The 26,719-nt window shown below is 65.0% G+C and carries 29 protein-coding genes; 13 read left to right on the forward strand and 16 right to left on the reverse strand.

Features of this window, described 5'->3' with window-relative positions:
• Window positions 1-10 precede the first annotated feature (10 nt).
• On the reverse strand, window positions 11-1,045 hold the full coding sequence (locus tag ACTG4X_RS22890) for a DUF1176 domain-containing protein (protein WP_440531975.1): 1,035 nt from the start codon (window positions 1,043-1,045) through the stop codon (window positions 11-13).
• Window positions 1,042-2,274, reverse strand: a complete 1,233-nt coding sequence (locus ACTG4X_RS22895) for a pyridoxal phosphate-dependent aminotransferase (RefSeq protein ID WP_093051067.1) — start codon at window positions 2,272-2,274, stop codon at window positions 1,042-1,044. The genes ACTG4X_RS22890 and ACTG4X_RS22895 overlap by 4 nt, the downstream gene beginning before the upstream one ends.
• 133 nt (window positions 2,275-2,407) lie before the next feature.
• Between ACTG4X_RS22895 and ACTG4X_RS22900 the strand changes: the two genes are divergently transcribed.
• The 8 genes from ACTG4X_RS22900 (at window position 2,408) to ACTG4X_RS22935 (ending at window position 8,075) form a co-directional block, all read left to right on the forward strand.
• The gene (locus ACTG4X_RS22900; protein ID WP_093203314.1) at window positions 2,408-2,791 is read left to right on the forward strand and encodes an Mth938-like domain-containing protein; all 384 of its coding nucleotides are present in this window, start codon (window positions 2,408-2,410) and stop codon (window positions 2,789-2,791) included.
• A 149-nt stretch (window positions 2,792-2,940) separates the two neighbouring features.
• Window positions 2,941-3,417 carry a peroxiredoxin gene (locus ACTG4X_RS22905; RefSeq protein ID WP_007830801.1) on the forward strand — a complete coding sequence of 159 codons (477 nt, stop codon included), beginning with the start codon at window positions 2,941-2,943 and terminating at the stop codon, window positions 3,415-3,417.
• 211 nt (window positions 3,418-3,628) lie between these two features.
• Window positions 3,629-5,410, forward strand: a complete 1,782-nt coding sequence (locus ACTG4X_RS22910) for a PhoH family protein (RefSeq protein ID WP_440531976.1) — start codon at window positions 3,629-3,631, stop codon at window positions 5,408-5,410.
• Between the two features lie 153 nt (window positions 5,411-5,563).
• Window positions 5,564-5,941, forward strand: coding sequence for a VOC family protein (locus tag ACTG4X_RS22915; protein ID WP_258353967.1), 378 nt, complete (start codon window positions 5,564-5,566; stop codon window positions 5,939-5,941).
• A gap of 7 nt (window positions 5,942-5,948) precedes the next feature.
• Complete coding sequence (locus ACTG4X_RS22920; RefSeq protein WP_440531977.1) at window positions 5,949-6,398, forward strand: EVE domain-containing protein; 450 nt, start codon at window positions 5,949-5,951, stop codon at window positions 6,396-6,398.
• Between the two features lie 14 nt (window positions 6,399-6,412).
• Window positions 6,413-6,862: a GyrI-like domain-containing protein gene (locus ACTG4X_RS22925; protein ID WP_440531978.1), complete on the forward strand. Its 450-nt coding sequence runs from the start codon at window positions 6,413-6,415 to the stop codon at window positions 6,860-6,862.
• Window positions 6,859-7,326 carry a 6-O-methylguanine DNA methyltransferase gene (locus ACTG4X_RS22930; protein WP_440531979.1) on the forward strand — a complete coding sequence of 156 codons (468 nt, stop codon included), beginning with the start codon at window positions 6,859-6,861 and terminating at the stop codon, window positions 7,324-7,326. Before ACTG4X_RS22925 ends, ACTG4X_RS22930 begins: the two co-directional genes overlap by 4 nt.
• Window positions 7,326-8,075, forward strand: coding sequence for a helix-turn-helix transcriptional regulator (locus ACTG4X_RS22935; RefSeq protein WP_440531980.1), 750 nt, complete (start codon window positions 7,326-7,328; stop codon window positions 8,073-8,075). The genes ACTG4X_RS22930 and ACTG4X_RS22935 overlap by 1 nt, the downstream gene beginning before the upstream one ends.
• 17 nt (window positions 8,076-8,092) lie before the next feature.
• Here the strand turns inward: ACTG4X_RS22935 and dnaB are convergent, their stop codons facing one another.
• The 7 genes from dnaB to ppsA form a co-directional block, all read right to left on the reverse strand.
• Window positions 8,093-9,499, reverse strand: a complete 1,407-nt coding sequence (dnaB, locus tag ACTG4X_RS22940) for a replicative DNA helicase (RefSeq protein WP_093051090.1) — start codon at window positions 9,497-9,499, stop codon at window positions 8,093-8,095.
• A gap of 169 nt (window positions 9,500-9,668) precedes the next feature.
• Complete coding sequence (gene rplI, locus ACTG4X_RS22945; protein ID WP_093051094.1) at window positions 9,669-10,121, reverse strand: 50S ribosomal protein L9; 453 nt, start codon at window positions 10,119-10,121, stop codon at window positions 9,669-9,671.
• A gap of 12 nt (window positions 10,122-10,133) precedes the next feature.
• Window positions 10,134-10,415, reverse strand: a complete 282-nt coding sequence (gene rpsR, locus ACTG4X_RS22950; RefSeq protein ID WP_007830781.1) for a 30S ribosomal protein S18 — start codon at window positions 10,413-10,415, stop codon at window positions 10,134-10,136.
• A gap of 21 nt (window positions 10,416-10,436) precedes the next feature.
• Window positions 10,437-10,751, reverse strand: coding sequence for a primosomal replication protein N (priB, locus tag ACTG4X_RS22955; RefSeq protein ID WP_093051097.1), 315 nt, complete (start codon window positions 10,749-10,751; stop codon window positions 10,437-10,439).
• 4 nt (window positions 10,752-10,755) lie between these two features.
• Entirely contained in the window at window positions 10,756-11,130 is a 375-nt protein-coding gene (gene rpsF, locus ACTG4X_RS22960; protein WP_093051100.1) for a 30S ribosomal protein S6, read from the reverse strand.
• Between the two features lie 116 nt (window positions 11,131-11,246).
• Window positions 11,247-11,744: a hypothetical protein gene (locus tag ACTG4X_RS22965; protein ID WP_097198747.1), complete on the reverse strand. Its 498-nt coding sequence runs from the start codon at window positions 11,742-11,744 to the stop codon at window positions 11,247-11,249.
• Between the two features lie 123 nt (window positions 11,745-11,867).
• Complete coding sequence (gene ppsA, locus ACTG4X_RS22970; RefSeq protein WP_093077679.1) at window positions 11,868-14,261, reverse strand: phosphoenolpyruvate synthase; 2,394 nt, start codon at window positions 14,259-14,261, stop codon at window positions 11,868-11,870.
• A 177-nt stretch (window positions 14,262-14,438) separates the two neighbouring features.
• Here ppsA and ppsR point away from each other — a divergent pair, with 177 nt between their 5' ends.
• Window positions 14,439-15,266 (forward strand): posphoenolpyruvate synthetase regulatory kinase/phosphorylase PpsR, encoded by an 828-nt coding sequence (gene ppsR / locus ACTG4X_RS22975; protein ID WP_093051109.1) that lies wholly within the window; start codon window positions 14,439-14,441, stop codon window positions 15,264-15,266.
• A 46-nt stretch (window positions 15,267-15,312) separates the two neighbouring features.
• On the opposite strand, the gene ACTG4X_RS22980 is transcribed toward ppsR, so the two are convergent.
• The 7 genes from ACTG4X_RS22980 to ahpC all read right to left on the reverse strand — a co-directional run bounded on the left by ACTG4X_RS22980 (window position 15,313) and on the right by ahpC (window position 23,767).
• Window positions 15,313-16,110 (reverse strand): heme ABC transporter ATP-binding protein, encoded by a 798-nt coding sequence (locus ACTG4X_RS22980; protein ID WP_440534418.1) that lies wholly within the window; start codon window positions 16,108-16,110, stop codon window positions 15,313-15,315.
• A 5-nt stretch (window positions 16,111-16,115) separates the two neighbouring features.
• Window positions 16,116-17,150: a FecCD family ABC transporter permease gene (locus tag ACTG4X_RS22985; RefSeq protein WP_440531981.1), complete on the reverse strand. Its 1,035-nt coding sequence runs from the start codon at window positions 17,148-17,150 to the stop codon at window positions 16,116-16,118.
• Window positions 17,147-18,031: a heme/hemin ABC transporter substrate-binding protein gene (locus tag ACTG4X_RS22990; protein WP_440531982.1), complete on the reverse strand. Its 885-nt coding sequence runs from the start codon at window positions 18,029-18,031 to the stop codon at window positions 17,147-17,149. The genes ACTG4X_RS22985 and ACTG4X_RS22990 overlap by 4 nt, the downstream gene beginning before the upstream one ends.
• Before the next feature lie 14 nt (window positions 18,032-18,045).
• The gene (locus ACTG4X_RS22995; RefSeq protein WP_440531983.1) at window positions 18,046-19,149 is read right to left on the reverse strand and encodes a hemin-degrading factor; all 1,104 of its coding nucleotides are present in this window, start codon (window positions 19,147-19,149) and stop codon (window positions 18,046-18,048) included.
• A gap of 37 nt (window positions 19,150-19,186) precedes the next feature.
• The gene (locus ACTG4X_RS23000) at window positions 19,187-21,400 is read right to left on the reverse strand and encodes a TonB-dependent hemoglobin/transferrin/lactoferrin family receptor (protein WP_440531984.1); all 2,214 of its coding nucleotides are present in this window, start codon (window positions 21,398-21,400) and stop codon (window positions 19,187-19,189) included.
• Window positions 21,401-21,548: 148 nt separating this feature from the next.
• Complete coding sequence (ahpF, locus tag ACTG4X_RS23005) at window positions 21,549-23,105, reverse strand: alkyl hydroperoxide reductase subunit F (protein WP_440531985.1); 1,557 nt, start codon at window positions 23,103-23,105, stop codon at window positions 21,549-21,551.
• An 89-nt stretch (window positions 23,106-23,194) separates the two neighbouring features.
• The gene (ahpC, locus tag ACTG4X_RS23010; RefSeq protein WP_093051124.1) at window positions 23,195-23,767 is read right to left on the reverse strand and encodes an alkyl hydroperoxide reductase subunit C; all 573 of its coding nucleotides are present in this window, start codon (window positions 23,765-23,767) and stop codon (window positions 23,195-23,197) included.
• A 256-nt stretch (window positions 23,768-24,023) separates the two neighbouring features.
• Between ahpC and bfr the strand changes: the two genes are divergently transcribed.
• The 4 genes from bfr (at window position 24,024) to ACTG4X_RS23030 (ending at window position 26,705) form a co-directional block, all read left to right on the forward strand.
• A complete protein-coding gene (gene bfr / locus ACTG4X_RS23015) occupies window positions 24,024-24,500 on the forward strand; it encodes a bacterioferritin (protein WP_007830763.1) in 477 nt (158 codons plus the stop codon).
• A 121-nt stretch (window positions 24,501-24,621) separates the two neighbouring features.
• The gene (locus ACTG4X_RS23020; RefSeq protein ID WP_093051127.1) at window positions 24,622-25,266 is read left to right on the forward strand and encodes a PepSY-associated TM helix domain-containing protein; all 645 of its coding nucleotides are present in this window, start codon (window positions 24,622-24,624) and stop codon (window positions 25,264-25,266) included.
• Between the two features lie 72 nt (window positions 25,267-25,338).
• Window positions 25,339-25,839 (forward strand): DUF2271 domain-containing protein, encoded by a 501-nt coding sequence (locus ACTG4X_RS23025; protein ID WP_371127353.1) that lies wholly within the window; start codon window positions 25,339-25,341, stop codon window positions 25,837-25,839.
• A gap of 56 nt (window positions 25,840-25,895) precedes the next feature.
• Window positions 25,896-26,705: a DUF4198 domain-containing protein gene (locus ACTG4X_RS23030; protein ID WP_093051130.1), complete on the forward strand. Its 810-nt coding sequence runs from the start codon at window positions 25,896-25,898 to the stop codon at window positions 26,703-26,705.
• The last annotated feature ends 14 nt before the right edge of the window (window positions 26,706-26,719 follow it).

Here is a 26,719-nt window from a genome sequence, read left to right on the forward strand (position 1 = left end):
AGAGTCGCGTTCATGGTTTGGATGGGGTGGCTGACGGCGTGGAAGTCACGACGCGGCTGACGTAGCGGGGCAAGGTCCAGGCGCCGCCGGCAAAGCCGCGGCACATGCCGTCACCTGTGGAGCCGGTGCGCACGAAGTCCTTGCCGTTGAAATGCCAGGTCTCGCTCGACCAGCAGTCGCCGATGCCTCGGCCTTTCATGGCAGAAGTGACGCTGCCTTCCTTCTCGTCGAAGTCGCCATTCGCCTCGATGGACACCGGCGCATAGGGCGGTTTGTCGTTGGCGATCCAGAGCAGGCTGGAATAGTTGTAGGCGCCCATGCCGCAGCCCAGCGACAGCAGCACCTTCCGGTCGGTCAGGCGCGAGACGGTCAGCGACTTGGCGTTGATGTCTTCGCGGTTGTTGCAGTCTTCCTTGGCGCTGTCCAGCTTCAGGAACGGGAAGATGCGCGCGGCGAGCGCGTCGTCGCCGGGGTGCGCCTTCGGCGGCACGACCACGTTCACGACGGGGGCCGTCACCGGCGGCAGCACCGAAGACTCGGGCTTGCTGCCGCGGCGCACCAGCGCACCCGGCGTGCCGACGCGGCCCTGGGCCTCGTCCATCTTCAGCAGCACGGCGTTGAGGCCGACGAGCGAAAGGGTCCACTTCCTGCCGCCGTTGGCGGTCACCGTGGCGTCGTCGCCCTTGAGCAGCTCGGGCAGGACGGTGCGGACCTGGCTGTCGTCGAAGCTGGCGGTGCCCGCAGCCAGGCCCGAGACGGTGGCCTTGCCGACCTTGAAGCGCAGCGGGCCCTTGACGCCGTCGTCATCGCCGATCTGCAGCTGGATGTCTATTGCCGTGCCGGGCCCGGCCTTGCGGGTGATGAGCATCGACACCGGCTCGCTCGCCCCGCTTTCCGGCTGGTAGCCGGCGGCGCGGCAGGTGCGCGTGTTGTCGCAGGCCAGCTCCCAGTCGTTGTGCGAGAACGAGACAAGCTCCTTGTCGGCGGCTCCGGCGGACAACGCGGCGAGCGACAGCGCCGCAGCAGCGATGCAGGCAGATTTCATGAGCGCGACTTGCGGCGCAAACGGTACTGCTCCAGGAACTTCGCGATGCGGTTGATGGCCTCGCGCAGGTCGTCTTCGTGGGGCAGGAACACGATGCGGAAGTGGTCCGGCGTGGCCCAGTTGAAGCCGGTGCCCTGCACCAGCATCACGCGGGTTTCCTTCAGCAGCTCGAGGAAGAACTGGCGGTCGTCCTCGATCGGATAGACCTCGGGGTCGAGCTTGGGAAACATGTAGAGCGCGGCGCTCGGCTTGACGCAGCTCACGCCCGGGATGGCGGTGATCAGCTCGTAGGCCAGGTCGCGCTGGCGGCGCAGGCGACCGCCCTCGCACACGAGGTCGTTGATGCTCTGATAGCCGCCGAGCGCGGTCTGGATGGCCCACTGGCCCGGCACGTTGGCGCACAGGCGCATGTTCGAGAGCATGTTCAAGCCCTCGATGTAGTCCTGCGCGCTGCGCTTGTCGCCCGACACCACGAGCCAGCCGGCGCGGTAGCCGCACGAACGGTAGCTCTTGGACAGCGAATTGAAGGTGAGCGTGAGCACGTCGGTCGACAGGCTGGCAATGGCCGTGTGCTTGACGCCGTCGTACAGCACCTTGTCGTAGACCTCGTCGGCGAAGATCACGAGGCCGTGCTCGCGCGCGATGGCCACGATGCTCTTGAGCAGATCGTTCGAGTACAGCGCGCCGGTCGGGTTGTTCGGGTTGATGACCACGATGCCCTTGGTGCGCGGCGTGATCTTGGCGCGGATGTCGTCGAGGTTGGGCATCCAGCCGTTGGCTTCGTCGCACAGGTAGTGCACCGGCGTGCCGCCCGACAGGCTCGTGGAGGCAGTCCACAGCGGGTAATCAGGGGCCGGCAGCAGCAGTTCGTCGCCGTCGTTGAGAAGCGCGTTGGTGGACATGGCGATCAGCTCGCTGGCGCCGTTGCCGAGGTAGATGTCGTCGAGGGTGACGCCCGCAATGCCCTGCTTCTGCGTCTCGTGCATCACCGCCTTGCGCGCGGCGAAGACGCCCTTGCTGTCAGAGTAACCGGCCGAGGTGGGCAGGTTGCGGATCATGTCCTGCTGGATTTCCTCGGGGGCATCGAAGCCGAACACGGCCAGATTGCCGATGTTGAGCTTGATGATCTTCTGGCCGTCCTCTTCCATCTGCTTGGCGGCGTCCATGATGGGACCGCGGATGTCATAAAGAACGTTGGCCAGCTTGGCCGATTTCTTGAGCTGCTTCAAAAGGCCCTCCCGGGCGCGGGTTACGGAGTTGCTTGGATGCGCTTGATGCGGGGTCACCGCGGAGTCAAAGGCCCTTGCGAGCCCCGTGGCACTAGGGAAAACCTATAATTTGACCACAGTTCCCAGTGCCCAGATGAAGCTCCAGCCCGACAAATCCGACGCTCAGTCCCTCACCGCACACGGCCCCGGCTGGGTGGCAATCAACAACGAAAAAGTCGAAGGCAGCGTAGTGGTTGGCTCGCGCGGCGAGCGCTTCGAATGGAATTGTTCAAGCTTCGATCAGCTCGGCGCCGAACATTTCGCGCAATTGGCGGCCCTGGGTGCGGAATTGATCATTTTCGGCAGCGGAAACCGTATCCGCTTCCCCCAGCCCGCATGGCTGAAGCCCCTGATGGCGCAGCGCACCGGCGTCGAGACCATGGACACCGCGGCGGCCTGCAGAACCTACAACATCCTGGCCGGAGAAGGCCGGCACGTGATTGCCGCCCTGCTGGTCGAGAGCCCGGCGGGTGGCTGAGAGAGGTATTTTCGGGGTAAAATACCGGGTTGCGAACAGGCCCGCTACCCCAAAGTTAGCAACGACCAATCCTCCATTCCTTGAGCGAGTCCCGTCCGAAACGGGACGAGAGGGCTCGGGAACGGAATCTAACGGAGAAAACAAGTTTCATGGCGATCGTTGTCAACAAACCCATTCCTGAATTCGACGCCAACGCCACGGGCGGCCTCAAGGTCTCGAATACCTCGCATCTCGGCCACGTGCTGGTCATGTATTTTTACCCGAAAGATAACACTCCGGGTTGCACCACCGAAGCCATGCAGTTTCGCGACCGCTACAAGGACTTTGAAAAGGCTGGTGCCACGGTGTTCGGCGTGTCCCGCGACAACATGAAGTCGCACGACGAATTCAAGGCCAAGCTCGAACTGCCCTTCGAGCTCATCGCCGACACGGAAGAAAAGATGTGCCACATGTTCGGCGTGGTCAAGAACAAGATCATGTACGGCAAGAAGGTCAAGGGCATCGAACGCAGCACCTTCCTGATCGGCGCCGACGGCATCCTGAAGGCCGAATGGCGCGGGCTCAAGGTTCCCGGCCATGTCGACGACGTGCTCAAGGCCGTCAAGGCGCTCAAGAAGGCAGCCTGACTGCTGCCCGGCGAGCCGGCCGTGCACTTTTCCGCTCTGGCGTGGGGAATGCCCAACGCAACGCGTAAAGAGCCTCCGACTCGTCATCTGCGGTGTGCATAATGGTTTCATGCCGTTGAGCTCCACGACCGCATCCCCCGAACAAAGCCGCCTTGGTCTTCAGGCGGCTTTTTCGTTTTCTGGTTCCCACTTTCTGCGAGCGATCTGACACATGCCACTGCCCCCCGCCCCCACGAAACGCGCTGCATTGCTCTCGCCGGACGCACTCGATGCGCCTGCCCGGTCCTCGCACAGGGGCTCGCGCCGTTCCGGCGATTCGCGCGCTGACGAAGCCACGGTGCACAGCCCGCAGCCGCTGGAATTGTTCGACAGCCTCGGCACTGAAGGCGCTGGCGGCGCCACCACGCGCCCGACGCGCCGGGCCAGATCCAAACCTGCGCCGGCACCGGCGCCCGTGAGCGCACCGCAACCGGAGGCCATGGTGCAGGTCGAGACGAGGAAGGCGCCGGTCATCGAAGTCACCCCAGCTCCCGCCCCTGCGCCGCAAGCGCCGACACGCCCCAAACGCAACAAGTCCACCGGTCCGGCCAAGCTGTTCGTGCTCGACACGAACGTGCTGCTGCACGACCCCATGTGCCTGTTCCGCTTCGAGGAGCACGACATCTTCCTGCCGATGATCGTGCTGGAAGAACTCGACGGCCACAAGAAAGGCACCACCGAAGTCGCGCGCAACGGCCGCCAGACCAGCCGCACGCTCGATGCGCTGGCCGGCGCCCAGGACGCCGACATCGACAAGGGCCTGAAGCTCGACACCACTGGCCATCGCGAAGCCGGCGGCCGGCTGTTCTTCCAGACCGCCCCACTCGACTACTCGCTGCCGATCAGCCTGCCCCAGGGCAAGGCCGACAACCAGATCCTCGGCGTGGTGCACGCGCTGCGCGACGAGTACGCCAAGGACCGCCCGGGCAAGCCGAAGCAGGAAGTGGTGCTGGTGTCGAAAGACATCAACATGCGCGTCAAGGCGCGCGCGCTGGGCCTGGCCGCCGACGACTACCAGAACGACAAGACGCTGGAAGACGGCGACCTGCTCTACGCCGGTTCGCTCGCACTGCCGCCCGACTTCTGGACCCGCCAGAGCAAGACGGTCGAAAGCTGGCAGAGCGGTAGCAACACCTTCTACCGGATCAGCGGTCCGTTGGTGCCCAACCTGTACATCAACCAGTTCGTGTACTTCGAGGCACCCGGCGAGCCGAGCATGTACGCCCGCGTCACCGAAATCCGCGACAAGACCGCGGTGCTCAAGACGCTCAAGGACTACAGCTCGGGCAAGAACGCGGTCTGGGGCGTCAACACGCGCAACCGCGAGCAGAACTTCGCGATGAACCTGCTGATGGACCCGGAGATCGACTTCGTCACGCTGACCGGCACCGCCGGCACCGGCAAGACCCTGATGGCACTGGCTTCCGGCCTCACGCAGGTGCTCGACGACCGCCGCTACACCGAGATCATCATGACCCGCGCCACCGTGAGCGTCGGTGAAGACATCGGCTTCCTGCCCGGCACGGAAGAGGAAAAGATGGGCCCCTGGATGGGCGCGCTTGACGACAACCTCGAGTTCCTGGCCAAGGGCGACGGCGGCGGTGCCGGCGAGTGGGGCCGCGCGGCCACCAACGAGCTGATCCGCAGCCGCATCAAGGTCAAGAGCATGAACTTCATGCGCGGACGCACCTTCCTCAACAAGTACGTGATCATCGACGAGGCGCAGAACCTCACGCCCAAGCAGATGAAGACGCTGATCACCCGTGCCGGCCCCGGCACGAAGATCATCTGCATGGGCAACCTCGCGCAGATCGACACGCCGTACCTGACGGAAGGCTCCTCGGGCCTGACTTTCGCGGTCGACAAGTTCAAGGGCTGGCCGCACGGCGGGCACATCACGCTGGCGCGCGGCGAACGCTCACGGCTGGCGGATTTCGCAAGCGACGTGCTCTAGAACCAGCGGCACCAGCCGACACAAGCCCGCGCATGCTCCCCGGAGCATCGCGGGCTTTTTTTCGCCCGCCATGACAGGCTACTGACAAGACGTTGTCAGTAGGCGGCTCGCACCATCAGGGCTCCTTCAACCGACACGAAAGAGAGCCCCAGAATGCAAAAACAGAACGCCATCAGCTGGTTCGAGATCCCGGTCGCCGACATGGACCGCGCCCAGGCCTTCTACGAAACCGTGCTGGCCCGCAAGCTGCGCCGCGAGAACTTCGGCGGCGAGACGCTGGCCGTGTTCCCCTACGACGATCCCGCCACGGGCGGTGCCCTGCAGGCCGGTGCCAACGCCAGCGCGCGCGCCGGCACGGGCATCCGCATCTACCTCGACTGCAACCCCGGCATCGACGCCGTGCTTGCGCGGGTCGAAGCCGCCGGCGGGCAGATCGTGGCGCCAAAGTCTGCGCTGCCTCCCGGCATGGGCTTCATCGCCCACATGCGCGACACCGAAGGCAACGAAGTCGGCCTGCACGCGCTGGATTGATCCCGTCATGACGCAACGCAACTGGATTGCCGTGGCCAGCGCCGAGCACGCGCGGCTCGGCCGCGACCACCGGCCGCTCGGCTTCATGCAGGTCGGCCACGGCAAGCATTCGCCGCTCAAGCGGCTCGCAGCGGGCGACCGCGTCGCCTACTATTCACCGTCCACGGTGTTCGGTGGCACGGACAGGCTGCAGAGCTTCGTGTCGATCGGCGTCGTGCAACCCGGCGAGCCGTATGAGTTCGACATGGGCAACGGCTTCGTGCCGTGGCGGCGCGACGTGAGCTATGCAGCCGGGCACGAGGCGCCAATCGCACCACTGATCGAGCGCCTGGCCTTCATCGAGAACCCCAAGCAATGGGGCTACAAGTTTCGCTTTGGCATGTTCGACGTCACCGACGCCGACATGAAACAGATCGCCCAGGCCATGAAGGCCGATCTGAAAACACTGTCGCTTTGAGGAGAAGCCCCCCCATGGAACCTACCCGCCAACATCAGGGCGCCTTTCACGTCGCGGGCCTCACCATCCGCACCACCAACCGCGAGGAGAACGAGCCCGCAACCGCCCGCATCGGCAAGCTGTGGGGCCGCTTCTTCGGCGAAGAGACTTACGCATCGACGCCGGACCGCACCGGCGACGCTCGCATCTTCAGCGTCTACTCGGCCTACGAATCCGACGCCCACGGCGCCTTCGACGTGACGGCGGGTGTCGCCGTCTCGGGCAGCGAGGGCAGCCGCGCCGTCGAGGCAGGCGACTATCTCGTGTTCACCGGCCACGGAGAGATGCCGCAGATGGTCATCGCCACATGGCAGCGCATCTGGCAGTATTTCGAGGCGCACCCGGAAGTCGCGCGCCGCTACCGCAGCGATTTCGAAGCCTACGAAGGGCCGGACAAGGTGGCGATCCACATCGGAGTTTCATGAGCCCCAAGAAGAGCTGGCGCGACCGGCTGGCCAGCTACCCTCACCTGCCGAACGTCAAGGAGATTCCCGCCGCCATGCGCTCCCGGCGCGGCGAAGGGACCATCGCCACGCCGTCGCCGCGGGAGGTCGAAGCTGCGATGCGCAGCATTCCGGAAGGCCGGCTCGCAACGGTGATGGGCATCGGCGAGGACATCGCACTGCGCCACCAGGCGACCATCGGCTGCACCGTGACCACGGCGATCTTTGCGCACATGGTCGCGCATGCGGCCGAGGAGGCAGAGAGGACGGAAGAACGAACGCCCTACTGGCGCACCCTCAAGATCGGTGGCGAGCTCAACCCCAAGTATCCCGGCGGCATCGAGGCGCAGATGTCGAAGCTCGAAGCCGAAGGCCACACGGTCGTGCAGCGCGGCAAGCGCTACTTCGTCGAAGACTTCGCGAAGAAGCTCACCGGAACACGCTGATGCGCCGCGCAGACCGCCTGTTCCAACTCGTGCAGCTCATCCGCGGGCGCCGGCTGACCACGGCCGCGTTCCTGGCGCAGCGCCTCGAAGTGTCGGAGCGCACCGTGTACCGCGACGTGGCCGATCTGCAGCATCAGGGCGTGCCCATCGAGGGCGAGGCAGGCGTGGGCTACCGGCTGGGCGCCGGCTTCGAGCTGCCGCCGCTGATGTTCACGCAGGACGAGGCCTCGGCCCTGGTGGCCGCGGCGCGGCTTGCGCAGAGCTGGGTCGATCCGGCACTGGCACGCGACATCGAGACCGGGCTGGGCAAGATCCTGTCGGTGCTGCCACCGGCGGCGCGGGTCTCGGCCGAGGCACTGGCGCTCTACGCACCTGCAATGGGCCTGGACGACACCTTGCGCGCGCGGCTGCAGACGCTGCGCGAGGCGGTGCAGTCGCACAACAAGCTGCTGCTGCAGTACCACGACGTATCGGGCGATGCCAGCGAGCGCACGGTGCGGCCGCTCGGCTGCTTCTATTGGGGCAAGGTCTGGACGCTCTCGACCTGGTGCGAGCTGCGCAATGACTTCCGGGGGTTTCGCCTGGATCGCATGGACGCGATCGAGGTGCTGCCCGAGCGCTTTCGCGACGAGCCGGGCAAGACGCTGGCAGACATGCTTCGACAGATGAAGGCCGAGACGGCGCAGGGCAAGGTGGTGCCGCAGAAGCCATCGGACTCGCCGCCCTGGTCCGGCAACGGCTCCAGCTGACGACCTTCCGAGCCGACTCAGTACTCGTCGTTGTGGCTGTAGCCCACCAGGTTCTCGAACTTGGTGATCGGCTTCAGGAAGGCCAGCTTGATGGTGCCTGTCGGGCCGTTCCGGTGCTTGCTGATGATCACCTCGGCCACGCCCGGCTCCTTCGACTCCTTGTTGTAGTAGTCGTCGCGGTAGATGAACATGATGATGTCCGCGTCCTGCTCGATGGCGCCGGATTCACGCAAGTCGCTCATCATGGGACGCTTGTCGGTACGGCTTTCCACACCCCGGCTGAGCTGTGACAGCGCGATCACCGGGCACTTCAGCTCCTTGGCCAGCATCTTCAGGCCGCGCGAGATTTCGCCCACGGCGGTGGCGCGGTTTTCGTCGCCCGAAGTGCTGGTCGACATCAGCTGCAGGTAGTCGACCACGATCAGGCCCAGGCGCCCGTACTGGCGTGCAAGGCGGCGCGCGTTGGCGCGCAGTTCGCTGGTCGAGAGGCCCGGTGTTTCGTCGATGTGCAGCGACACGGTGCGCAGCTTCTCGATGGCCTCGGTCAGGCGCGGCCACTCTTCGTCGCTGAGCTTGCCGGTGCGCAGGTGACCCTGGTCAATGCGGCCGATGGAGCCCACGATACGCACCGCCAACTGCGCGGCGCCCATTTCCATTGAGAACACCGCCACCGGCAGACCTTCTTCAAGCGCCACGTGCTCGGCGATGTTGATCGCGAGCGAGGTCTTCCCCATCGAGGGACGAGCAGCCAGCACGATCATGTCGCCCGGCTGCAGGCCCGAGGTCATCTTGTCGAAGTCGTTGAAGCCGGTGCGCACGCCCGTGATGTCGTTCGGGTTCTCGGCCATTTCCGTCACGCGGTCGAGCAGTTCGACCACCAGGGCATCCATGCTCTGGAAGCCCTGCTTCATCCGCGTGCCTTCTTCGCCGATGTTGAAGATCTTCTGTTCGGCTTCGTCGAGGATCTTGTCGACCGCCTTGCCCTGCGGATTGAAGGCGTTGGTCGCGATCTCGTCGCTGGCGGAAACCAGTTTGCGCAGGATCGAGCGCTCGCGCACGATCTCGGCGTAGCGGCGGATGTTGCTCGCGCTGGGCACGTACTGCGCGAGCGAATTCAGGTACACCAGCCCGCCGATGTCGTCGGCCTTGCCGAGGTTCTGCAGCTGCTCGTAGACGGTGATCACGTCGGCCGGCTTGCTGGCGTTGATCAGCCCGCCGATGGCGGCATAGATCAGCTTGTGTTCGTGGCGGTAGAAGTCGCCGTCGACCAGCAGGTCACCCATGCGGTCCCAGGCGCCGTTGTCGAGCAGCAGGCCGCCGAGCACGCTGGATTCGGCCTCGATGGAATGAGGCGGAATGCGCAGTTGGGCAACCTGGCGATCGGCCGACGGGTCATTGTCGGCATAGGAGAAAACGGCGGACATGGACTTCCCTTGCAACCCTGCATGCTAAGCCGCGCGCGCCGATGCGCGTGTGGACAAGGTTGTGAATAAACGGTGATCTTCCAGTGCAATCGACTGGAAAACTCAGGCGCAGAAAAAGAAAAGCCGCCCGAAGGCGGCTTTTGCTGCAGCGCACAGGCGCTGTGGACGATCAGGCGGTTTCGCCGTAGACCGTCACGGTGATGTCGACCACCACGTCGGTGTGCAGGGCCACGCTCACGGTGCTGTCGCCAACGACCTTGATCGGGCCGTTGGGCAGGCGCACTTGCGACTTGGCAACCTTGTAGCCTTGCTTGCCCAGTTCTTCGGCGATGTCGCCGTTGGTGACCGAGCCGAACAGACGGCCGTCGACGCCAGCCTTTTGCGTCAGCTTGATGGTCGTGCCACCGAGCTTTTCGCCTTGAGCTTGCGATTCGGCCAGCTTGGCGGCCGCAGCCTTTTCGAGTTCGGCGCGCTTGGCTTCGAATTCGGCCTTGTTGGCGGCGGTGGCGCGGCGGGCGCGGCCCGTCGGGATCAGGAAGTTGCGTGCGTAGCCGTCCTTGACCTTGACGATGTCGCCCAGGCCGCCGACGTTGACAACCTTGTCCAGAAGAATGATTTGCATGGTGTCGACTCCTTAGACGCGGTGCTGGTCGCTGTACGGCACCATGGCCAGGAAGCGCGCGCGCTTGATGGCGGTGTTCAGCTGGCGTTGGTAGATCGCGCGCGTGCCGGTCAGGCGGGCGGGGATGATCTTGCCGTTTTCGCTGATGAAGTCACGCAGCGTGTCGATGTCCTTGTAGTCGATTTCCTCGACGCCAGCGACGGTGAAGCGGCAGAAGCGCTTGCGCTTGAACAGCAGCGACTGGGTGTTGCGCTTCGGGCGCTTGTCTTTGTTGAATTTCTTGAACGTGGCCATTTGGGGACCTCTTGTCGAAAATTAATCTTGCTGAAAATCCTGGATGTGCAGGACCGGATGCTTGCCGTTGCCCGGTGTCGCGAGAAAGCCCTGAAAACGCCAGAGACTTCCCATCGACTGCTTTGCGAGCCGTTCGGCGATGGCGCCGAAGGCAACGGCCTTGAGGGCCGTCTTCACCTGCCTGGGTTTACCTGCCTCCTGAAGCGTCGACTCGTGTTCGAGCTTCAGGTCTATGGCGGGCAAGCCGGCTGGTGTGAATCGCAATGCTCCGAGTTCGGCAACGGAGGCGGTCAGCAGAAGCTGGTTGACCCCGGTTGCCGCAGCGGCAGCAGTCACGCCATCAGTTGTTGTTGGCGGCGTATTCGGCCTGCTGGGCCTTGCGAGCCTCTTCGCGCTCGACCGTCTTCATCATCGACGAAGGACCGGTTTCGGCCTTCTTCTTCTGAACGGTCAGGTGGCGCAGCACGGCGTCGTTGAACTTGAACGCGTGTTCGAGTTCGCCCATCACGGTTTGCTCAGCTTCGATGTTGACGCACAGGTAGTGGGCCTTGTTGAGCTTGTTGATCTGGTAAGCCAGCTGACGACGGCCCCAGTCTTCAACGCGGTGGATCTTGCCGCCGCCGGCCGTGATCAGGCCCTTGTAGCGCTCCAGCATGGCCGGAACTTGTTCGCTCTGATCCGGGTGGATCAGCAAAATGATTTCGTAGTGACGCATGGCACTCCTTGTGGATTCTTCCGAAGAAGAGGAAAAGCCACCTGCAGCGTCGGGCGCAGTGTGGCAAGGCAAAGCCGGCGATTATAGCCCTGTCGCGCGCACTTCGGCAAGCCACCTCAGTCGTTGAGGGCCTTGTCCAGGGCAGCGGCCTTCTCTGGGCCCACCGCGGCGCGGATCTTGGGCGCCAGCGCCAGGAGGTCTTCGTAGCTCGTCGTGCCCTCGACCTGCAGGTTGAGCCGGAACCCCATCAGGCCCAGGCTACCGGTGAGTTGCGTGGCGATGGGATAGGCGTCCTTGTAGCGCTGCTGCTTGCTGCGCCCGGAGGAGCCCACAGCGGGAGCAGCGGGTGCGGCCGGCGCGACCGGTTTCGCCACTGCCTCGGCGGATGCGCCTCCGGCGGCCGGCGATGCTGCGCTGCCCTCCGCTGGCTCGAGCAGGCCCAGCGCCACCATCTGGTCGATGTCTTCGCGGGCAATGCCCATGCCGTTGGCCAGCACCTCATCGACCGAGCGCTTGCCATCGAAAAGGATGAAGGCCGAGCGCTGGCGCGGCGACAGAGGGACCGAGCGGTCCTTGAGAACCTGATGGCCCGTTTGCGTCTTGACAAGAATCATGGTGGTCTTCCCTTCCGGGATGCGCCCGTGAATCTCACAAGTCTGGCATCAATTACGCAATTCGTTTCAATAACACCCCACCGTCGCGGGAATCCCCCCATGGGGATTTCCGCAGTCCGGGCTTCAGCGCTTGGCGAGTTGCTGCCAGGTGTCGATCACGCTGTCGGGGTTCAGGGAAATCGATTCGATCCCCTCCTCCGCCAGCCACAGCGCGAAGTCCGGGTGGTCGCTGGGGCCCTGGCCGCAGATGCCAACATACTTGCCCTCGGCCTTGCACGCCTTGATGACACGGCTCAGCAGCGCCTTGATGGCCGGGTCGCGCTCGTCGAAGTCGGCTGCCAACAGCTCGAGGCCCGAGTCGCGGTCCAGGCCCAGCGTGAGCTGGGTCAGGTCGTTCGAGCCGATCGAGAAGCCGTCGAAGAATTTCAGGAACTCCTCGGGCAGGATGGCGTTGCTCGGCACCTCGCACATCATGATCAGCTTGAGGTCGTTCTCACCGCGCTTCAGGCCATGCTCGCCCAGCAGCGTGGTCACGCGCTCGGCCTGGCCCAGGGTGCGCACGAAGGGCACCATGATCTGCACGTTGGTCAGGCCCATGTCGTTGCGCACGCGCTTCAGCGCTTCGCACTCCATGGCGAAGGCCTCGCCGAAATCGGCGCTCAGGTAGCGTGCGGCGCCACGGAAGCCCAGCATCGGGTTTTCTTCTTCCGGCTCGTAGCGGCTGCCGCCGATCAGCTTGCGGTACTCGTTCGACTTGAAGTCCGAGAGGCGCACGATGACCTTCTTGGGCCAGAAGGCCGCCGCGATGGTCGCGATGCCTTCGGCAACCTTGTCGACGTAGAAGGCGCGCGGCGAGGCGTGGCCGCGGGCCACCGACTCGACGGCCTTCTTCAGGTCGTTGTCGACGTTCGGGTAGTCGAGGATCGCCTTCGGGTGCACGCCGATGTTGTTGTTGATGATGAACTCGAGCCGTGCGAGGCCCACGCCGTGGTTCGGCAGCTGCGCGAAGTCGAAGGCGAGCTGGGGGTTGCCCACGTTCATCATCAGCTGGATGTCGATCTCGGGCATCACCCCGCGCTGCACTTCGGTCACTTCGGTTTCGAGCAGGCCGTCGTAGATGAAGCCGGTGTCACCCTCAGCGCAGCTCACCGTGACCAGCGTGCCGTCCTTCAGCAGATCGGTGGCGTCGCCGCAGCCGACCACGGCCGGAATGCCCAGTTCGCGCGCGATGATGGCCGCGTGGCAGGTGCGCCCGCCGCGGTTGGTGACGATGGCGGCAGCGCGCTTCATCACCGGTTCCCAGTTGGGGTCGGTCATGTCGGTGACGAGCACGTCGCCGGCCTGGACCTTGTCCATCTCGCTGATGTTGTGCACCAGCCGCACGGGGCCGGTGCCGATCTTCTGGCCGATGGCGCGGCCCTCGGCCAGCACCGCGCCCTTGCCCAGCAGCTTGTAGCGCTGTTCGGCCTTGCCCTGCTGCTGGCTCTTCACCGTTTCCGGGCGCGCCTGCAGGATGTAGAGGTGGCCGTCGGTGCCGTCCTTGCCCCACTCGATGTCCATCGGGCGGCCATAGTGCTCCTCGATGACCAGGGCGTACCTGGCGAGCTGCTCGACGTCGGCGTCGCTCAGCGAGTAGCGGTTGCGCTGCTCGGCCTTGACGTCGGTGGTCTTCACCAGCTTGCCGGTCGCCTTTTTCTCTTCGGGTGTGGCGAACTCCATCTGGATCAGCTTGGAGCCGAGGTTGCGGCGGATGACGGCCTTCTTGCCGGCGCGCAGCGTCGGCTTGTGCACGTAGAACTCGTCAGGGTTCACGGCGCCCTGCACCACCGTTTCGCCCAGGCCGTAGCTGGAGGTGATGAACACCACGTCTTCGAAGCCCGATTCGGTGTCGATGGTGAACATCACACCGGCGGCGCCGAGGTCGGAGCGCACCATGCGCTGCACGCCGGCCGACAACGCGACCACGTCGTGCTCGAAGCCCTTGTGCACGCGGTAGCTGATGGCGCGGTCGTTGTAGAGGGAGGCGAACACCTCCTTCATCTTGTGCAGCACGTCATCGATGCCGACCACGTTCAGGAAAGTTTCCTGCTGGCCCGCGAAGGAGGCGTCGGGCAGATCTTCGGCGGTGGCCGACGAGCGCACGGCGAACGAGGCGGCCGGGTTGCCGGCACTCAGCGTGGCAAAGGCTTCGCCAATGGCTTTCTGCAGGTCGGCCGGGAACGGCTGGGCTTCGACCATGGCGCGGATCTCGGCACCGGCGGTGGCCAGCGCGCGCACATCCTCGGTGTCCAGCGCGGCGAGCCGCTTGCTGATCTTGTCGGCCAGGCCGTCGTGGGCCAGGAACTGGCGGAATGCGTGCGCCGTGGTCGCGAAACCGGTGGGCACCCGCACGCCCTGCGGCAGCTGCGAGATCATTTCGCCGAGGCTGGCGTTCTTGCCGCCAACCGCCTCGACGTCGGTCATTCTCAGGTTTTCAAACGGTACGACCAGGGCGGTCGCGTCGAAAAGTGCAGACATGGGGAAGCTCCAGAAGTTGAAACCGGTGCCGCATGCAGACGGCGCGGCACGATCGTTGTCGTTGCTTTGGGTGCGGGCGCGGTGTGCATGGAAAGAATTGGGGCTGGGAAGCGGATTCCCGATAATGGCCCGGATTGTAGGCGTGGCAAGGTTGCCCGCGCCGCAGGACAAGGCCGCATGACCACGCATTCACGCACTGTTTTCTTCATTTCCGACGGCACCGGCATCACCGCCGAAACCTTCGGTAACGCCGTTCTGGCCCAGTTCGAGATGAAACCGCGCCATGTCCGACTACCTTTTACCGACACGGTCGACAAGGCCCACCAGGCGGTGCGGCAGATCAACCACACGGCCGAACTCGAGGGCGTGCGCCCCATCGTCTTCACCACGCTGGCCAACATGGACGTGCTGGAAGTGATCGAAACCGGCTGCAAGGGCATGCTGCTGGACATGTTCGGCACCTTCGTGCGGCCGCTCGAAATCGAGCTGGCTGTGAAGTCGAACCACCGGATCGGCCGCTTCAGCGACGTCAGCAAGAGCAAGGAATACAACGACCGCATCGCCGCGATCGACTTCAGCCTGCAGCACGACGACGGCCAGAGCAACCGTGACCTGGAAGGCGCCGACGTGATCCTGGTGGGCGTGAGCCGCAGCGGCAAGACGCCGACCTCGCTCTACTTGGCAATGCAGCACGGCCTGAAGGCGGCCAACTACCCGCTGATTCCGGAGGATTTCGACCGGCGGCAACTGCCGCCGGCCCTGATTCCGCATCGCAAGAAGATCTTCGGCCTGACCATCCAGCCCGAGCGGCTCAGCGAGATCCGCAACGAGCGCCGGCCGAATTCGCGCTACGCCAGCCTCGAAAACTGCCGCCACGAGGTGAGCGAGGCCGAGGCGATGATGCGGCGCGCCGGCATCCGCTGGCTGTCGACGACCACCAAGTCGATCGAAGAGATCGCGACCACGATCCTGCAGGAGCTGCGGCCCGAGCGGCTGGTCTACTGAGGTTGATTGCTATCTTTTGGATAGCAATCAGCGACAAGAACAAGAGCTACCCGAAAAGATACTGGACCGTGCCGTCCACGCTCGTCACCGGCTGGCACGGCGTGCCCCAGACCGCCTCGATCAGCCCCGGCTGGAGCACCTCAGCCGTCGTCCCCTGCATCAGCCCGCCCGAAGCGCCACCCAGAACCACCACCTCGTCGGCGTAGCGCCGCGCGAGGTTCAGGTCGTGCAGCACGGCCACCACGCCCACGCCGCGTGCGGCCCAGGCGCGCAGCAGGCGCATCGCCGAATGCTGGTGCGCGAGGTCGAGCGCCGCAGTGGGCTCGTCGAGCAGCAGCCAGCGGGTCGCGCCGTCGGGCCGCGGATGCCAGAGTTGGGCCAGCGCCCGAGCCATGTGGGCCCGCGCCTTCTCGCCACCCGACAGGGTGTTGAGGACGCGCGGCGCCAGCGCCGACACGTCGGTCAGCCCCATCGCCTCTTCGACGATCGCGTCCTCGTCGCGGCCCGGCGATCGGCGGTGCGGGTAGCGGCCCAGCGCCACGATCTCCTGCGCTGTGAAGTCGAAGGCGACCGCGCTCTCCTGCGGCATCAGGGCCCGGCGCAGCGCCAGTGCCGGCATGCCGTGGTCCTCGAGCGGACGGCCGTCGAGCATCACCCTCCCCCGCGTCGGCGCGCGCTGGCCGGCCAGCACCGACAACAGCGTCGACTTGCCCGCGCCGTTGGGCCCGAGGATGGCCGTTACCCGGCCCGGCGCCAGGTGAACCGAAGCATCGGCGAGCAGCGTCTTCGCCCCGACGCGGACCTCCACACCGGCGCAGCACAGCGCCATCGGATCGCGTGGCATCGCAGTCATATGCGCCCCTTGAAGTGCCGCAGCATCCACAGGAACATCGGCGCGCCGATGAACGCCGTGAGCACGCCCAGCGGCAGCTCGGCCGGCGCCATCACCGTGCGGGCCACAGTGTCGGCTGCCAGCACCAGCGCCGCCCCAAGCAGAGCTGACGCCGGCAACACCACGCGGTGATCGGGCCCGGCCACCATGCGCACCCAGTGCGGCGCGATCAGGCCGATGAAGCCGATGATCCCGGTCGTCGCCGTCACCGCCCCTACAGCCACGGCCGTGACGACGATGGCGCGCCGCTTGATGCGTTCGACGTCCACGCCGAGCAGCGCCGCCTGCGCCTCGCCCAACGCAATGGCGTTCAGCGGCGCCGCCAGAGACCGCGCCGCCACGCACGACAGCAGCACCGCCGCGCCGACCAGCAGCACGGCGCTCCAGCGCGCACCGCCCAGGCTGCCCAGCAGCCAGAACTGCAGGCTGCGCAATTGCTCGTCGGTCGCCATCACGCTGAGAAAACCAAGCCCCGCGCTCGCCAGCGCATTGACCGCGATGCCCGCCAGCAGCATCAGCGCCATGCGCGTGCCACCTTCGCTGCGCGACAGACCGTAGATCAGCAAGGTCACCGACAGCCCGCCGCCGAATGCCATGAGCACCAGCGTCCAACTGCCCAGCGTGCGCGGCAGCACGGGCCACAGCCATGCGCCGAGGATGATCGTCACGCCCGCCGCCAGCGCCGCGCCACTGCTGATGCCAACAAGCCCCGGGTCGGCCAGCGGGTTGCGGAACAGCCCCTGCATCAGCGTGCCCGCCACGCCGAGTCCCGCACCCGCCGCCACGCCCAGCACGAGGCGCGGCAGGCGGATGTTGAGAAACACCAGGTGCTCGGGCGATTTGTCGGCGCCCTGCCCCAGCGAGGTCAGCACGCCCCAGAGTTGCGGCAGGCTGATGGCATACGCCCCCGAAACAGCCCCCACCACGAAGGCGGCGACGAGCAGCAACGCACTGCCGCCCAGCACGGCCTGTGCCGAGAAGCGCTGGCTCATGCGGTGGCAGCCAGGAATTTTTCGTGCAGTTCGGCGATGGCCGCAGGCATGCGCGGGCCGAAGCCCAGCAGCAGCAAGGCGTCCTGCGTGATCAGGCTGCGCTTCTTGAACGCCGGCGTGAGCGCAAGCTCGGGCCGCTGCCAGAACTTGTCGACGCCGCCGTGGGCTTCGATGCTCTGCGTGCTGGTGAGGATGATGTCGGGCGCGGCGCTGGCCATGGCTTCGGCGGTCATCGGCCTGTAGCCCTGGAAACCGCCGAGTGCGTTGACGCCGCCCGCAAAGCCGATCACCGAGTGCGCAGCGGTCTTCTCGCCCGAAACCTGCGGGCTGGCGCTGTGCGACAGCACAAACAGCACGCGCGGCTTGCGCCCCTTCGACGCTGCGGCCACGCGCTGTTGCACTTGGCTCCAATCGGCATCGAGCTTCGCCTGCAGCTCACGCGCCTGCGCCTCGCGCGCAGCGGCGCGGCCGACGGCCTGTACCTTGCGCTGCACTTCGCCCCAGCTGTGGTCGGCCTCGATGATCTCGACCTTGACGCCCGCGCTGCGAACCTGGTCGAGCACCACGGCCGGACCCGATTCGTTGGTGGCGATGATCGCGTCGGGCTTCAGCGACAGCAGGCCCTCGGCCGACAGCTGGCGCATGTAGCCGACCTTCGGCGTGGCACGCGCGGCAGCGGGATACAGACTGGTGGTGTCGGTGCCGACAAGCTGCGCTTCCGCCCCTAGCAGGTAGACAACTTCAGTGATCGCGCCGCTGACGGTCACGAGCTTGGGCAGCTTCGCGTTCTGCGCGAACAGGGGCAGCGCGGTGGCGCCCAGCGACGAGGCGCCGAGCAGGCGCAGCACGTCGCGGCGCTGCAGCGAAAAACGATCGTTCATTTCGTGAAAGGAGGTCATGGGGCCTCGGTCGCAAGTTGAAGACGCGGCAGCTCGCGCACGATGCGACGCCATTCCTCGCGCTCCGGCATGCCGGGCTTGCGCGCGCCGAAGAACATCGCCATCAGCTCGCCCTGCTGGTCGAAGGCTTCGACCGAAGTGACAACGCCGTCGCTGGTCGGCTTCTCGACGATCCAGACGCTGGCGATGCGGTCTTCACGCATGTGCAGGTTGAAGCCGGGGTCGAGCACGTTGAGCCAACGCATCGGCGTCGCGTTCTCGCCGTGGCCCTTCATTTCCATCGGTTCGATGCGTACCACCGGGCCGGAGTGGATCTGGATGCAACCTGGGCTGCCGACGAAAACCATGATCGGCGTGCCGTCGAACGCGGCTTCGTTCAGCAGGCCGCTGATGGCACTCAGTTCGGCGCGCTGAGTGAACTCGCCTTCGGTCAGGCGAAAGCTCTGTTGGCGCTCCACGCCGAACTTGTTCAGCAGGCCGAAGAACTCGTGCGTGTCCTGCATGCCGCGCCAGGCTTCGGCGAGGCCTGCCGTGTCGATGACGCTGTCTTCGCGCGGCACTGCCTTGTCTTCGGGCGCGGCAAACACCACGGGTTCGTCCGGCGCGGTGAAGCTGTCGATGACCGACTGGAAGGCATCGCGGTCGGTGGCGTCGCGCACGAAGATCTTGTGCACGGCCACGCCCTGCGCATTGAAGAACTGCAGGCTCAGAGACGGCAGCACGCCCGGGTTGGCCGCTGCCTCGCTCACCGCGAAGCCCGCATGCCAGCGGCTGAAGAACAGCCGCAGGTCGATGGCCTCGCCCAGCGCGAGCCCCATCGCGTCGCTGCCCGACACCTTTTCATAGACACCGGTCTTCTCGTGCACCGTGGTCTCGTTGCGCGTGAGCGCCAGCACGGGGCCGCACAGCTCCAGCGCCTGCAGCAGCTCGACCCACGGGCCGTGCAGTCGCGTGGCGCGCAGGGCCTTGTCGTGCGTGTCCATGTGCGCGGCCACCGCTGCGCCTTCGGACAGGCCCATGGCCGCAGCGGCGTCCTTGTGGCGCATGCCCTTGGCGCGCAATGCGGCGAATCGGTCTCGGATGTCTTGGGCGTTGATCATCGGGTTTCCTTGTTGTGGCGAGAGCGGGGTGCGGCGATCAGAAGTCCGCCACGAGCGACACGTTGAAGCTGCGGCCCGGCTGGGTGTAGGCGTCGCGAATCGTCGAGGTCGAGGTCAGGCCGCGCACGTCGCTCCACATCCAGTAGCGCTTGTTGGTGAGATTGACGATTGCCGCGTTCAGGCGCAAGTCCTTGCGGATGCGCCACTGTGCGCTCAGGTCGAAGGTGGTGGCAGCGGGCGTCCGGAACTGGGTGCCGGTCGTGACCTCGGTGCCGTCGATGTCCGACCACTTCTTGCGTGCGTGGTTCACGGCGTCGAGGCGCACGCTCCACACCGGCGCCTGGTACTTGACGCCGACGCTGGCCTTGCTCGGGTCGATCGAGTTGAGCGGCCGGTTGTTGGTGCGGTCGCGCCCGCGCGTCTGGCCATAGGCGAAGGGCACGGAGAAGCCGTTGCCGTTGTCGGTGAAGTCGAGTTCGCCCTTGATCTCGAAGCCGCTGATGCGCGCGCGCCCGATGTTGACCGACTGGAAGGTCGCCGGATTGGTGCGCGAGCCGAACACGCCGCCGACCTGGCGGTCGTTCTCGATCAGGTCCTTGTAGTCACCGGTGAACGCGGCCACGTCGAAGCTCAGCACGCCGGTGCGCCCGCGCACGCCGAGCTCGATGTTCTGGCTCTTCTCGGGCTTGAGGTTCGGGTTGGGAATCGTCCTGTAGCCCGAGATCACGTTCTCGAAGAAGTTGTTGACCTGGAACGCGTTGGGCGCCTTGAAGCCAGAGGCGTAGTTGCCGTACACGCTCCATTGCGGCGTTGCGCGGAACAGCACGCCGAGCTTGGGCGATACGGCCGAGCCCGAGAGCGACACGGCCTGCGCGCCGAAGCCGGCCTGCTTCGCGTCGAGCGAGAAGCGGTCGAAGCGGATGCCCGGCGTGATGCTCCAGCGGTCGTGGATGAATTCGTCCTGCACGTAGAACGCGGACGAGGTCTCGCGCGTGTCGGGAAAGCGCTTGAGCGGGAAGGTCTCGCCGGCCGGGGGTACCAGGCCGGTCTGCAGGTTCTCGACGTTGGTGCGCGTGTAGTCGAAGCCGTAGGTGATCTTCTGTGCCCAATCGCCCGTGCGCACGGTCTTGTCGGCCTGCAGGCCGAACTGCCAGGTGCTTTCGTCGTAGGTGACGTCGCGCGTGCGGTCGGCTGCGGTGAAGCGGTCTTCGTAGATGAACTCGCGCGACTTCGCCTTCTGGTAGCTCACCACGGCGAGCAGGCTGTCGGCCATGACGGAGTTCAGGCGCAGGCGGCCGTCATAGGTGAAGCGGTCGCGCTGCAGGTCGTTCTTCGCGTTGAGGCCGATGACCGAGGTGGACGCATAGGGCGGCTTGGCGACGCCCGAGAGCAGGTCGTAGCGGCTGGTCTTCTCGATGTGCTCGAAGGTGAAGCCGTGGCGCTGGTCGGCATTGGGCGTGAGGATGACCTTGGCAAGCAGCGCCTTGTTGCGATCGCGCTCGGGGTTGGGCGTGGTGCGGTCGACGTTGGCGGCGTTGTTGGTGCCCATGTTCTCCAGCGCGCTGGAGCGGCCCATGTTGGCCGAGATGAGCCACTGCAGCGTGTCGTTGGCCTTGCCCGCCAGCGTGACGCCACCATGCGTGCCGTTGTCGTCGCCGCTGTAGCCGATGCTGGCGCTGCCGCCGAAGCTCTTGCCGTCGCGCAGGTAGGACGACGGATCGCGCGTGATGAAGTTCACCAGGCCCGCGAGGCCGTCGGAGCCATAGAGCGCGGAGGCCGGCCCCTTGATGATCTCGATGCGCTCGACAAGGCTGATGTCGAAGTAGTCGCGCCCGAACGCGTTGGCGCTGAAGACATAGCTGCGCGGCGTGCGGATGCCGTCCGTCAGCAGCAGCACGCGGTTGCCGTCGAGGCCACGGATGTTGAAGCCCGCATTGCTGTCGCGGCCGGTGTTGCCCTGCGCGAGGCCGAAGCGCGCGGGGGCGCGCTTGACGGACACGTTGGGCAGGTCGCGCACCGCGTCGCGGATGTCGGTGATCTGCTTCGATTCGATGTCGTCGCGGTTGATGACCTCGGTACTCACCGGAAGATCGTCCCTCGCCTGCTCCGAGCGCGAACCGCTCACCACCACTTCATTGAGCGCCGCGACGCGCTGGGCCCACGAGGGTGCCGACAGACCGAGCCCGGAGGCGACCAGGCAAGGCAGGAGGGCAAGGCGATGGGAGGGACGTCGGTTGAGTTTGGAGGCCACGAAAAAAGGTCCAGAAACAGTTAAAGAACTGCTTGCTGGACCTTCAGGCGCAGAAGACTGCGCGAACGACCTGGCTGGCAATGAAGGGCTGTCGCCCAAGCCTTCTATTGTATGAGAACAATTCTCATTGAAACAACTTAAGGCTTACTCAAGCAGGGGCCGATGTGCGGATCAGATGGTCGAACGCACCGAGCGCCGCCTTCGCGCCGTCGCCGGCCGCGATGATGATCTGCTTGAACGGCACCGTGGTGGCATCGCCCGCTGCGAACACACCGGGCACAGAGGTCTGGCCGCGCGCGTCGACGATGATTTCGCCGTGCTTCGACAGCTCGACCGTGCCCTTGAGCCAGTCGGTGTTGGGCACGAGGCCGATCTGGATGAACACGCCTTCGAGCTTGACCTTCTTCAGCTCGCCCGTGGCGCGGTCCTTGTAGACCAGGCCGTTGACCTTCTGGTCGCCGGTGATCTCGGTGGTCTGTGCGTTGGTGAACACGTCGACGTTCTTCAGGCTCCTGAGCTTGCGCTGCAGCACGGCGTCGGCGCGCAATTGCGTGTCGAATTCGATCAGCGTGACGTGGCCCACGATGCCGGCCAGGTCGATCGCCGCTTCGACGCCCGAGTTGCCGCCACCGATCACCGCGACGCGCTTGCCCTTGAACAGCGGACCGTCGCAGTGCGGGCAGTAGGCCACGCCCTTGTTCTTGAACTCGTGCTCGCCGGGCACGTTGATGTTGCGCCAGCGTGCGCCGGTCGAAATGATGACCGACTTGCTCTTGAGCGACGCGCCGCTTTCCAGCTTCACCTCGATGAGGTCGCTGCCGGGCACCAGCGCTTTTGCGCGCTGCAGATTCATGATGTCGACCTCGTAGTCGCGCACATGCTCTTCGAGCGCGTGCGCGAACTTCGGTCCTTCGGTTTCCTTGATCGAGATGAAGTTCTCGATGCCCATGGTGTCGAGCACCTGGCCGCCGAAACGCTCGGAGGCAACGCCGGTGCGGATGCCCTTGCGCGCTGCGTACACCGCAGCTGCCGCGCCGGCAGGGCCGCCGCCGACGATCAGCACGTCGAACGGGTCTTTGGCGGCGATCTTCTTCGCTTCGCGCTCGACGCCGCTGGTGTCGATCTTGGCGAGGATTTCTTCCAGGCTCATGCGGCCCTGGCCGAACTCGGTGCCGTTGAGGAACACGGTGGGCACAGCCATGATCTGGCGTTCCTTCACTTCTTCCTGGAAGGTGCCGCCTTCGATCATCGTGGTGCGGATGCGAGGGTTCTGCACCGCCATCAGGTTCAGCGCCTGGACCACGTCGGGGCAGTTATGGCAGGTGAGCGAGACGTAGATCTCGAACTCGAAGTCGCCGTCGAGCGCCTTGATCTGGTCGAGCACTGCCTGCTCGACCTTGGGGGGATAGCCGCCGATCTGCAGCAACGCAAGGATCAGCGACGTGAATTCATGGCCCATCGGCAGGCCGGCAAAGCGCGGGCCGTGGTTTTCGCTCGGGCGGTTGACCGAGAACGAGGGCTTGCGATGGTTGTCGTCGCGGCTTTCGGTCAGCTTGACCAGCGGGGACGATTCGGCAACGTCCTTCAGCAGCGACAGCATTTCGCCCGAGGCCTTGCTGTCGTCGAGCGAGGCGACGATCTCGATCGGCTGCGTGGCGCGTTCGAGGTAACTCTTCAATTGGGCTTTGGTGCTTGCGTCGAGCATGAGGGACTCTCTTTCGATAACTGAAAACTATCAACTGGGGACAAAAAAGCCCGGGGCCTCGTGAGCGCCCGGGCTTCGCACGCAGGCGCTTAGATCTTGCCGACGAGGTCGAACGAGGGCTTCAGCGTCTCGGCGCCTTCGGTCCACTTGGCGGGGCAGACTTCACCGGGGTGTGCGGCGACGTACTGGGCAGCCTTCACGCGGCGCAGCAGTTCGGCAGCGTCACGGCCGATGCCGTTGTCGTGCACTTCGATGGTCTTGATCTTGCCTTCGGGGTCGATCACGAAGGTGCCGCGGTAGGCCAGGCCTGCGTCTTCGCCTTCTTCGATCAGCACCTGGAAGGCGCGGGCCAGTTGCTGGCTCGGGTCGCCGATCAGCGGGTACTGGACCTTGCCGATGGTGTCCGAGGTGTCGTGCCAGGCCTTGTGGGTGAAGTGGGTGTCGGTCGACACGCCATACACCTCGACGCCGAGCTTCTGGAATTCAGCGTAGTGGTCGGCCAGGTCGCCGAGTTCCGTGGGACACACGAACGTAAAGTCCGCCGGGTAGAACACCACGACCGACCATTTGCCCTTGAAGTTGTCGTTGCTGACGGGCACGAACTTGCCGTTGTGATACGCGGTGGCCTTGAAGGGAATGATTTCGGTATTGATCAGGGACATGCTGGTTCCTAGTGGTGGTGACTGATGAAAAGGGCGAAGCATCAGTATAACTACCAATCAAGTTATTTTGATAGTTGATATCTATCAAAAGTATTGCAAGTCGCTATGTTCACGATGAGCCTGGAGCCTCCTTTTCGAGGCCGCAATACGAACGTGTATCACCATCACACGCATGCAGACCGGCGCAGCATGGGATTGCTTGCAAGTGCCACCGCGCCCCTCTGACAATCGCTGTTTTCAGAACAAGGAAAAAACCATGAAGGGCGACCCCAAGGTCATCGAACATCTGCAGGCGCAGCTCAAGAACGAGCTCACCGCGATCAACCAGTACTTCCTCCACTACCGCATGCTCAAGCACTGGGGTCTGGACAAGCTGGCGAAGAAGGAATACGAGGAATCGATCGGCGAAATGAAGCACGCCGACAAGCTGATGGACCGCATCTTCATGCTCGACGGCCTGCCGAACCTGCAGGACCTGGGCAAGCTGAACATCGGCGAAGACGTGCCCGAACTGCTGCGCTGCGACCTCGGTGCAGAAACCGGCGCGCAGGCCACCATCAAGGACGGCATCGCGCATTGCGAATCGGTGCGCGACTATGTCTCGCGCGATCTGCTGCAAGAGATCCTGGACGACACCGAAGAGCACATCGACTTTCTCGAAACCCAGATCGACCTGATCGACAAGGTCGGGGTGCAGAACTACCTGCAATCGCAGATGGGCGAACTCGAGTAAGGCAAAGCTCTCGCACCAGCCAATCAACGGGACTTCGGTCCCGTTTTTTATTGCTTTACGTAACTTAACTCTGCACGAATAACAGTCATTCTCATTTGCACGGATAAAATCCGCGCCTTCGATGACTGCCACCCGCCCCGACAACCGCCGCCGTGCCTACTGGCTCAAGACCCTGCACGAATGGCATTGGGTGAGTTCGGCCATTTGCCTCATCGGCATGATCCTGTTCAGCGTCACGGGCTTCACGCTCAACCACGCGGGACAGATCGAGGCCAAGCCGGCCGTCACGAAATTGAGCGGTTCGATCGACGAAGCCCTTCGCGCACAACTCGAAAAGCAGTTGCCCGCCGCCAAGGCCAGCAAAGGGAAAGCGCCCTTGCCCACCGAACTCCAGACCTGGGTGCAGACGCACTGGGACGTCGGCACCGCCGGCCGCGAGGCCGAGTGGTCGGACGACGAAATCTATCTCTCGCTCCCCCGCCCCGGCGGCGACGCCTGGCTGCGCCTGAGCCTGGCCGACGGCGAAATCGAATACGAGCGCACCGACCGCGGCTGGCTCTCCTACTTCAACGACCTCCACAAGGGCCGCAACACCGGCGCCGCGTGGAGCTGGTTCATCGACATCTTCGCGGGCGCCGCGCTGGTCTTCTCGATCACCGGCCTGTTCATTCTCAAGATGCACGCAGGCAACAGGCCGTTCACCTGGCCGATGGTGGGCATGGGGCTCGTCGTGCCGGTGCTGCTCGCGCTTATGTTCATTCACTGATTCATTCATCAATCGTCGATCCAGGAAAAGAGGTTTCCCGTGCACGTTCGCTATTCACTCGCGCCGCTGGCCATGTCGGCGCTGTTCGCAGCCCCGGCCTTTGCGTCGGGACTGGCCGTCAACATCGAGATACCCCGGCTGAACGTCTCCGAGTACCACCGCCCCTACGTGGCGACCTGGATCGAGCGCGCCGACAACACCGTCGCCGGCACGCTGGCCGTCTGGTACGACGTGCGCACCAAGACCAACAACCCCGAGGGCGAAGGCACGAAATGGTTGAAGGACATGCGCCAGTGGTGGCGCCGCGGCGGCCGCGAACTCGCGGTACCGGTCGATGGCGTGACGGGCGCCACCAAGCCCGCCGGCAAGCATCAGCTGAGCTTCACCGAAGGCACGGCGCCCATGCCCAAGCTCGCACCGGGCGCCTACAAGCTCGTGGTGGAAGCCGCGCGCGAAGTCGGTGGCCGCGAGGTCGTGAGCATTCCCTTCCAGTGGCCGCCGACGGCAGCCGCGCAGCCAACTGCCACGGGCAAGGAGGAGCTCGGCGAGATCAAGCTCGAACTCAAGCCCTGAGTGGCAACACACAGCCACCCGCTTTCACCGCCAGCCCGTCACATCAAGGAACTGCCATGACCCATTTCAACCTGCGCGCTGCCTCCATCGCCATTGCCCTGTCAGCCGCCGCTTCGCTCGCCCAGGCGCACAACGCCTGGCTGCTGCCCTCTTCCACCGTGTTCTCCAAGGCCGACACCGTGAGCGTCGATGCCGCGGTGTCGAACGACTTGTTCGTTGCCAACCACGCACCGCTGCGGCTCGACGGCCTGCAGATCACCGCGCCCGACGGCAGCACCATCAAGCCCGAGACCGAAGCCAAGCTCAAGCTGCGCAACGTGTTCGACGTGAACGTGGCGCAATCGGGCACCTACCGCATCGCCGTGATCAATGCCGGCGCCTTCGCGAGCTGGAAGGACAAGGCCACGGGCCAGACCAAGCGTGCGCGCGGCACGGCCGAGACCATCGGCAAGGAAATCCCGGCCGATGCGCAGGACGTGACGGTAACCCAGTCGTCCGGCCGCATCGAGACCTTCGTGACGGTCGGCAAGCCTTCGGCGCTCAAGCCGACCGGCCAGGGGCTGGAGCTGATCGCCACCGGCAGCCCGACCGACCTGGTCAAGGGCGAGAAGGCCACCTTCACGCTGAACCTCGACGGCCAACCCGCCAAAGGCCTCGAAGTGACGGTGACGGCAGGCAACACCCAGTACCGCGACAAGCTCGAGGAAATCAAGCTCAAGACCGACGACAAGGGCCAGTTCAGCGTGACCTGGCCGGCCGCCGGCATGTACTGGCTCGACGCCAGCACCAAGGACAACAAGACCACGGTGCCGCAAGCCAAGGAACGCCGCCTGAACTACGCGGCCACCCTTGAAGTGATGCCCTGACACAGCAAGCCACC

The organism is Variovorax sp. YR566, assembly GCF_051992195.1.
In the GTDB taxonomy this organism is placed as follows: Bacteria; Pseudomonadota; Gammaproteobacteria; order Burkholderiales; family Burkholderiaceae_C; genus Variovorax.